The sequence below is a fragment of the Salinarimonas sp. genome (genome assembly GCF_046292825.1).
Taxonomy (GTDB): Bacteria; Pseudomonadota; Alphaproteobacteria; order Rhizobiales; family Beijerinckiaceae; genus Salinarimonas.
Genome location: NZ_JBKBQG010000085.1, coordinates 1 through 7,791 on the forward strand (window position 1 = coordinate 1; position 7,791 = coordinate 7,791).

The 7,791-nt window shown below is 69.3% G+C and carries 9 protein-coding genes; 1 reads left to right on the forward strand and 8 read right to left on the reverse strand.

Translation table 11 applies throughout. The features are described 5' to 3' along the window. Window positions 1–268 precede the first annotated feature (268 nt). Window positions 269–2,098 (forward strand): translational GTPase TypA, encoded by a 1,830-nt coding sequence (gene typA, locus ACK4UM_RS20700; RefSeq protein WP_409802889.1) that lies wholly within the window; start codon window positions 269–271, stop codon window positions 2,096–2,098. A gap of 127 nt (window positions 2,099–2,225) precedes the next feature. Here typA and ACK4UM_RS20705 read toward each other — a convergent pair whose 3' ends face one another. The 8 genes from ACK4UM_RS20705 to ACK4UM_RS20740 form a co-directional block, all read right to left on the reverse strand. Beyond that, the gene (locus ACK4UM_RS20705; protein WP_409802892.1) at window positions 2,226–2,465 is read right to left on the reverse strand and encodes a cobaltochelatase CobT-related protein; all 240 of its coding nucleotides are present in this window, start codon (window positions 2,463–2,465) and stop codon (window positions 2,226–2,228) included. 16 nt (window positions 2,466–2,481) lie between these two features. Then, window positions 2,482–3,126, reverse strand: a complete 645-nt coding sequence (locus tag ACK4UM_RS20710; RefSeq protein ID WP_409802894.1) for a cobaltochelatase CobT-related protein — start codon at window positions 3,124–3,126, stop codon at window positions 2,482–2,484. Between the two features lie 118 nt (window positions 3,127–3,244). Continuing rightward, a complete protein-coding gene (locus tag ACK4UM_RS20715; RefSeq protein ID WP_409802897.1) occupies window positions 3,245–4,114 on the reverse strand; it encodes a tetratricopeptide repeat protein in 870 nt (289 codons plus the stop codon). A gap of 239 nt (window positions 4,115–4,353) precedes the next feature. Beyond that, complete coding sequence (gene rpsU / locus ACK4UM_RS20720; protein ID WP_409802901.1) at window positions 4,354–4,581, reverse strand: 30S ribosomal protein S21; 228 nt, start codon at window positions 4,579–4,581, stop codon at window positions 4,354–4,356. A gap of 165 nt (window positions 4,582–4,746) precedes the next feature. Beyond that, entirely contained in the window at window positions 4,747–5,463 is a 717-nt protein-coding gene (gene scpB / locus ACK4UM_RS20725; RefSeq protein ID WP_409802909.1) for an SMC-Scp complex subunit ScpB, read from the reverse strand. 14 nt (window positions 5,464–5,477) lie between these two features. Further along, complete coding sequence (locus ACK4UM_RS20730) at window positions 5,478–6,302, reverse strand: segregation and condensation protein A (RefSeq protein ID WP_409802903.1); 825 nt, start codon at window positions 6,300–6,302, stop codon at window positions 5,478–5,480. A gap of 54 nt (window positions 6,303–6,356) precedes the next feature. After that, window positions 6,357–7,367 (reverse strand): beta-N-acetylhexosaminidase, encoded by a 1,011-nt coding sequence (gene nagZ / locus ACK4UM_RS20735; RefSeq protein WP_409802905.1) that lies wholly within the window; start codon window positions 7,365–7,367, stop codon window positions 6,357–6,359. Window positions 7,368–7,418: 51 nt separating this feature from the next. Then, on the reverse strand, window positions 7,419–7,791 hold a 373-nt coding region (locus ACK4UM_RS20740; protein ID WP_409802907.1), incomplete at its 5' end, for an SPOR domain-containing protein.

Genomic DNA, 7,791 nt, shown 5'->3' on the forward strand with positions numbered 1-7,791 from the left:
GGGTGGGGCCCGGGTGGAGAACCATCTCCGCGCCACGGGCCCCACCCGGCCCCTGTCGCTCCGCTCCAGGGTCCACCCTCCCCTCCGGGGAGGGATGAAGGAGGGACGCGCAGCGCTATTCGCCCCTTCCGCGCCGCCCCCCTCTTGCACGCGCCGCACAATCCCTATATCCGCACGAGACTAAAGCCCGTCATCGTGAGCGTCTTCATGCGGTCACGTCGGCCGCGTATCGCGGCGCGACCGGCTCAACCGTTCGGACACGAGACCTATGCAGCTGCGCAACATCGCGATCATCGCCCACGTCGACCACGGCAAGACCACGCTCGTCGACAAGCTCCTCTCGCAATCGGGGGCGTTTCGCGAGAACCAGCGCGTCGCCGAGCGGGTGATGGATTCGAACGACCTCGAGAAGGAGCGCGGCATCACGATCCTCGCCAAGGCGACCTCGGTCGTCTGGAAGGACGTGCGCATCAACATCGTCGACACGCCCGGCCACGCCGATTTCGGCGGCGAGGTGGAGCGCATCCTCTCCATGGTGGACGGCGCGATCGTGCTCGTCGACGCCGCCGAAGGGCCGATGCCGCAGACCAAGTTCGTCGTCTCGAAGGCGCTCAAGATCGGCCTGAAGCCCATCGTCGCGATCAACAAGATCGACCGGCCCGACGCGCGCCACCAGGAGGTGATCAACGAGGTCTTCGACCTCTTCGCCGCGCTCGACGCCACCGACGAGCAGCTCGACTTCCCGATCCTCTACGGCTCGGGCCGCGACGGCTGGATGGCCGCCTCCCCCGAGGGTCCGCAGGACCAGGGCCTCGCCCCGCTCTTCGATCTCGTGCTCTCGCACGTGCCCCCGGCCAAGGTCGAGCCCGGCCCGTTCCGGATGCTCGGCACCCTGCTCGAGGCCAATCCCTTCCTGGGGCGTATCGTCACGGGTCGCATCTCGTCGGGCTCGGTCAAGCCGAACCAGACGATCAAGGTGCTCGACCGCAACGGCGCCGTCGTCGACCAGGGCCGCGTCTCGAAGATCCTCGCCTTCCGCGGCATCGAGCGCCAGCCGATCGACCTCGGCGAGGCGGGCGACATCGTCTCGATCGCCGGCCTGACCAAGGGCTCGGTGGCGGACACCTTCTGCGACCTCTCGGTCGAGGAGCCGATCCAGGCCCAGCCGATCGACCCGCCGACGGTGACGATGTCCTTCATCGTCAACGACAGCCCGCTCGCCGGCACCGAGGGCGACAAGGTCACGAGCCGCATGATCCGCGACCGCCTGATGAAGGAGGCCGAGGGCAACGTCACGCTCAGGATCGAGGAATCGGCCGACAAGGATTCGTTCTACGTCTCCGGCCGCGGCGAATTGCAGCTCGCGATCCTCATCGAGACCATGCGCCGCGAGGGCTTCGAGCTCGCGGTGTCGCGCCCGCGCGTCGTCTTCCAGAAGGACGAGACCACCGGCGAGACGCTGGAGCCCGTCGAGGAGGTCGTCATCGACGTCGACGAGGAGCATTCCGGCGTCGTCGTGCAGAAGATGTCCGAGCGCAAGGGCGACATGGTCGAGATGCGCCCCTCCGGCGGCGGGCGCCTGCGCCTCGTCTTCCACGCGCCGACCCGCGGCCTGATCGGCTACCAGTCGGAGCTCCTCACCGACACGCGCGGCACGGCGATCATGAACCGCCTGTTCAAGGCCTACGAGCCCTACAAGGGCGAGCTGGCCGGGCGCACCAACGGCGTGCTGATCTCGAACGAGATGGGCGAGGCCGTCGCCTACGCGATGTGGAACCTGGAAGACCGCGGCCCGATGATCATCGATCCGGGCGCGAAGGTCTATCAGGGCATGATCATCGGCATCCACACCCGCGACAACGACCTCGAGGTCAACGTCCTCAAGGGCAAGAAGCTCTCGAACGTGCGCTCGACCGGCAAGGACGAGGCGGTGCGCCTCACCCCGCCGATCCGCATGACGCTCGAGCGCTCGCTGGCCTGGATCCAGGACGACGAGCTCGTCGAGGTCACCCCGAAATCGATCCGCCTGCGCAAGGCCATCCTCGACCCGAACGACCGCAAGCGCTCGGAGAAGCAGCGCGAAGCGCTGGCGGGGTGAGGGCCGGGGGGGGCGGACCCGCGGACGATGGTCGTCGTCTGCGGGACGCGTGCCAAGGGCGGCATCTTCAGCTCGACCGTCGATCGCCGAGAGCGCGAACGACGGTCGAGCTACTTCAAGCTCGATGTCAGAGAACTTCGACCAACGATGATACGGCCACCGGGAAAACGCCTTCAGCGTCATCGGTCCACTTCGAATTCTTGAAATACCTCGCGACGGATTTGTGCAGCCCAACGCACAAGAGAATCAGACCCTCGTGCGCCGACAACTGCCCTGCGACGGCCCTGAAATGCTCCGGCAATAGATTTTCGTCATTTGCAAGGATCGTCGAATCATCAACCGGCGCCGCGTCGTTGATTGCGATCAATATTCGCTTTTCTGCTCTATGCAAAAAAAAGGCGACCCGCTGCCCACAGCAGGGCTTCACCATCGATATTCTCTTTGGGAACTCCAACAACGCCCATTCGGGAGATGCTTCTCAAGAGATCTTTGCTGTCCTCGTCGAAAGACTCGTAGACGATGTGCCGCAGGTCATTCAATCGTCCGGGTAACGGCGGTCGGCCCTCGTTTATCCAAAGCTCGCGCGACTTGCCACCCCTCCACTCGACAGTGGTGTAACCCAAAACCTCTGTTTCTACACCAATCTCGTCGAGAACCTCTACCAGCCGCAAGCACGACGAGGCAATCTTAGCGAATGTCTCCACATTAGTACTGTTGAAATTATCGACGAGAATCTGCACCGCAACGTTCTCACACCCTGCTGCGGCGATCTTCCTTCGGAGCAAGCTCTCGTCTATAAATGAAGCGATCTTTGATCTCTGAAAATGATCATTGATTCTTTCTTGAAAATGCAAGCAAGCTTCATCGCTCAACAGCTCAAGCGCATTCACTTCCTGATCGAAATCTCTTGTATATACCCGATACCTGCACGCCTCCGGAGCCGGTCCGAGCTCGGATGGACGGAACGGCTCGAGGCGACGAGGAGGCCCTGAAAAGAGCCTGCGCAAAAGCGCCATGATCGATTGCAATGCTGTCCTCTGCATCGGCCCAGCATACCATCTTCACTCGCTTCTCTACAGGCTCACAAGGACAAGAAGCGAAGAACCTCGAGCGAGAATCTCGTCTACGCCGCTCGCGCAGCGCCCGTTACGAGCGCGCGAGGCGGCCGCCGGTGCGGGCGAGGCCTTCGTTGGCGAGGCGGTTGCTCGCGTCGAGGCCGAGCGCGCGCTGGAAGCTCTCGCGGGCCTCGTCGCGGCGGCCGGTGCGCTCGAGGGCGACGCCGCGCCAGGCCCAGGCATCGGCATTGTTGGCGAAGACGTTGAGCGAGGCGTTCAGATCCTCGATCGCGCGCTCGTTGTCGCCGAGCGCGATCAGGCTCTGGGCGCGGCCCTGATAGGGCGGGGCGACGAAGGGATTGCGGTCGATCGCGGCGTCGAAATCGAGCACCGCCTCGCGGTGCTGCTCGAGGCGCTGATAGACGAGGCCGCGGGCGTGGAAGGCCTCGGCCGATTCGGGGTTGAGGCGAAGCGCCACGTTCAGATCGGCGAGCGCCGGCTGCAGTTGGCCGCGCGCGCGCAGCAGGTTGCCGCGCCCGAGGCGGGCGGGGGCGTAGTTCGGATCGACGTCGAGCGCGCGCGAGAAATCGGCGAGCGCATCGTCGTCCCGGCCGGTCTGGCGCAGAGCCAGCGCCCGGTTGGTGAAGGCGGGGGCGTTGCGCGGATCGAGCTCGACGGCGCGGGTGAAATCGGCGATCGCCTCGCGGAACTGGCCGGCGCGCGCGAAGGCCGCCCCGCGGGTGTTGTAGGCGCCGGCATCCTGCGGGTTGCGACGGATCACCTCGGTGAGCGAGGCGATGTTGGCCCCGGTCACCGCCTGATCGCGCTGCTCGACGACGGCGACGGCCTGGGCGGGCCCGCGCGTCGCGGTCGTCTCGCAGGCGGCGAGCGCCAGGGCCATGCCGGCCAGGAGGGCGATTCTCGTCATCGGGCGCGCGGCCCCGGCGATCGTCGTCGTCATCTCGGTCGTCCCCCGTTCGTCCGCTGCGGCCGGAAGGGCGCGCGGGATGCCGCCGTCTGGGCGGCGGGCTCGTAAACGCAAATCAGCGCCCCGCTCGCGCGGCGCGCCGATCTCCACTCCACCCCGATTCGGGCGTTTTCGCGTCCGCGCGCGCCTATCGTCCGCCACCTCTCGCCGCAATGCGGCGTAGGCTCGGCGCGCCATGAATCGGCGCGGCCAGGACTCGACGCGGCCCAGACTCAACGCGGCTTGGGCTTCGACGGCAGGAGACCCTCGCGCTGCATGCGCTTGCGGATCAGCTTGCGGGCGCGGCGCACGGCCTCGGCCTTCTCGCGCGCCTTCTTCTCCGAAGGCTTCTCGTAATGGCCGCGCAGCTTCATCTCGCGGAAGATGCCTTCGCGCTGCATCTTCTTCTTGAGAGCGCGGAGCGCCTGATCGACGTTGTTGTCACGGACGAGAACCTGCACGCGTCGGATTCCTTCGGTTGAGGCGTTCAGCGTAGCGAATGACGGAACGGCCGCACGCGGACGGAGCCCCGCACGCGCGAACGACCGGAATGGCGCGCGTATAGCAGACGCCGACAGGGCTGTCGAGAGCGCGGGAGAACGAAGAACGCGCGCATTCCGGCCCGCTCACCGCTCCCGCGTGTCCCCCTCCCCTGCCTCGTCATCCTCCTCCGGCTCGAGCGGCGCGAACAGGTCGGCATCGTCGAGCGGGTCCTCGTCCTCGCGCAATTCGACATCGTCGCTCGGAGTGGGGATCGAGAGGGCGGAGGGGACGCGGCCCTCGAAGAAGCCGGAGCCCCTGAGCTCCTCCAGTCCGGGCAGGTCGTCGATGCGGGAGAGGCCGAAATGGTCGAGGAAGGCGGGCGTCGTGCCGTAGGTGACGGGGCGGCCCGGCGCGCGGCGGCGCCCGCGCAGGCGCACGAAACCCGCCTCGATCAGCGTGTCGAGCGTGCCCTTCGAGGTCGAGACGCCGCGGATGTCCTCGATCTCGGCGCGGGTGACGGGCTGGTGATAGGCGATGATCGCGAGCGTCTCCAGCGCCGCGCGCGACAATTTCCGCGGCTCCACCGTCTCGCTCGCCATCAGCCAGGACAGGTCGCCCGCGGTCCGGAAGGCGTAGGCGTCGCCGATGCGCACGAGATTGACGCCGCGCGCCGAATAGAAGGCGGCGAGGTCCTCGAGCACGCGGGCGATGCGCGTGCCGGCGGGCAGGCGCTCGGCGAGATCGGCGATCGTCAGCGGCGCGGCGCTCGCGAACAGCACCGCCTCGACCATGCGCATCGCCTCCGCATGGGCGCGCGCCTCGACGAGCTCGGTCTGGATGCGGTCGGCGATCGCGACCATGCGGCGATCGGCGTTCACGGCACGGCCTCCGGGGCGGGCTCGCGGCTCGCGCCGGGCGAGCGGACGAGGAGCGGGCCGAAGAGCCGGTCCTGGCGCAATTGCAGCTTGCCCTCGCGGGCGAGTTCGAGGGTCGCCGAGAGCGTCGAGGCGCGCACGGTGGCGCGCTCGGCCGGCGTCGCGAGGTAGTCGACGAGGAGATCGTCGAGCGCCGCCCATTCGACCGCGTGGCCGAGGAGCCGCTCGAGCGTCTCGCGCGCCTCGACGAGCGACCAGACGATGCGCCGGTGCAGCGTCACCCGCGCCGCCGCATGGCGCTGGCGCTGGCCGGCATAGGCGGCGAGCAGCTCGTAGAGGCTCGCCTGCCAGCGCGGACGGGTACGCACGAGAACGGGCTCGGGGGCGCCGCGGGGGAACACGTCGCGGTAGAGGCGCGGGCGCGCCTCGAGCGCCTTCGCCGCCGCCCGGATCTCGTCGAGCCGGCGCAGGCGCTCGGCCAGGGCGACGGCGAGATCCTCCGCGGAGGGCTCGTCCGGCTTGGGCGGCTCGGGCAGGAGGAGGCGGGATTTCAGGAAGGCGAGCCAGGCGGCCATGACGAGGTAATCCGCCGCGAGCTCGAGCCGCAGCCGCCGCGCCTCCTCGACGAAGGCGATGTATTGCTCGGCGAGCGCCAGGATAGAGATCTCGCGCAGGTCGACCTTCTGGCGCCGGGCGAGGTCGAGCAGCAGGTCGAGCGGCCCCTCGTAGCCGCCGACATCGACGACGAGCGCCGGCTCCCCGTCCTCGCGAACGGCGCGGCGGGCCTCGTCCTCCTCGAAATCGCGTGCGCTCGTCTCGCTCAAGGGCTCCCTCGCGGGCGGCCGAATCGCGTTCGCCGCCTGCCCGCGAGAATCGGCTCAAACCCCGGCGGGAGCAAGGCCCGCGGCGAGCCGGGCGCGGGCATCCACAAGATCGAGGGGCTCGGCGCGGCGTTCGCGCAACGCGAGCGCGGCCCGCGCCCGGCGCAGAGGCTCGCCGGCGAGCGCGGGCGCGGCGGCGACGACCGCCTCCATCTCCGCCATCGCGCCCGAGCAATGCAGCACCACGTCGCAGCCGGCCGCGAGGCTGTCGCGCGTGCGCGACGCGAAATCGCCCGCGAGCGCATGCATGCCGAGATCGTCGCTCATGAGGAGCCCGTCGAAGCCGATCAGGCCGCGGATCACCTCGGCGATCACGCGCGGCGAGGTGGTCGCCGGGCGCTCCGCGTCGAAGGCGGTGTAGACGACGTGCGCGGTCATGCCCATCGGCATGTCGGCGAGCGCGACGAAGGGCGGGAAGTCGCTCTCCTCCAGCGCCGCGGCCGAGGCCTCGACGACGGGCAGCGCGAGATGGCTGTCGACGCCGGCGCGGCCGTGGCCGGGAATGTGCTTGATCACCGGCAGGACGCCCTCGTCGAGGAGCCCCTCCGCCGCCGCGCGTCCGAAGCGGGCGACGCGAACCGGCTCGCGCGCATAGGCGCGGTCGCCGATGACGTCGTGGGCGCCGGGCACCGGCACGTCGAGGCAGGGCACGCAATCGACGTCGATGCCGACCTGCGCGAGATCGTGCGCGATGAGCCGCGCGGCGAGCCGGCAGAGCGCGAGCCGCTCCTCGATCGGCCGCGACGGGTCGTCGTAGCGCGCGGCGGGCGGATAAGCGGGCCAATGGGGCGGCCCCATCCGCTGCACGCGCCCGCCCTCCTGGTCGATCAGGATCGGCGCATCGCGGGAGACCGCCTCCCGGAGCGCTTGCGTGAGCGCGCGGACCTGGGCGGGGCTCTCGACGTTGCGGCGGAAGAGGATGAAGCCGAACGGGTTCGCCTCGCGGAAGAAGGCGGCCTCGTCCGGGGTGAGCGTCGGGCCGGAGAGGCCGAGGATGGCGGCGCGCATCGTGTCTCTCGGTGAGAGCGGCCGCGCGCCGTGACGCGCGGCGCCGCTCGATCAGCTGTTGGGTGCGACGAAGCAGTCCCCGCCTTCGGCCTTGATCCGATCGCAGGCCTGGTTGGCGCGATCGAGCGGATAGGGGCCGACGCGGACGCGGAAGATCGTCTGGCCGTTGACGACCGCCTGGCGGATGATCGGCTGGCCGTCGCCGATGATCCCGTTGTAGCGCGCCTGCAGCTGCTGGAAGGCCTCGCGGGCGCGATCCTCCGAGCCGCGGATCGCGAGCTGGACGGCGTATCCGCCCGAGGGGGCGGCGGCGGCGGCGGCCGGCGCGGGGGCCGGAGCGGCCGGCGACGGCAGCGCGGAGAGCTGGAGCGGCCCGGTTTCCGCAGCGGGAGCGGGCGCGGCCGGCGCGCCGGCGGAGCGCGGC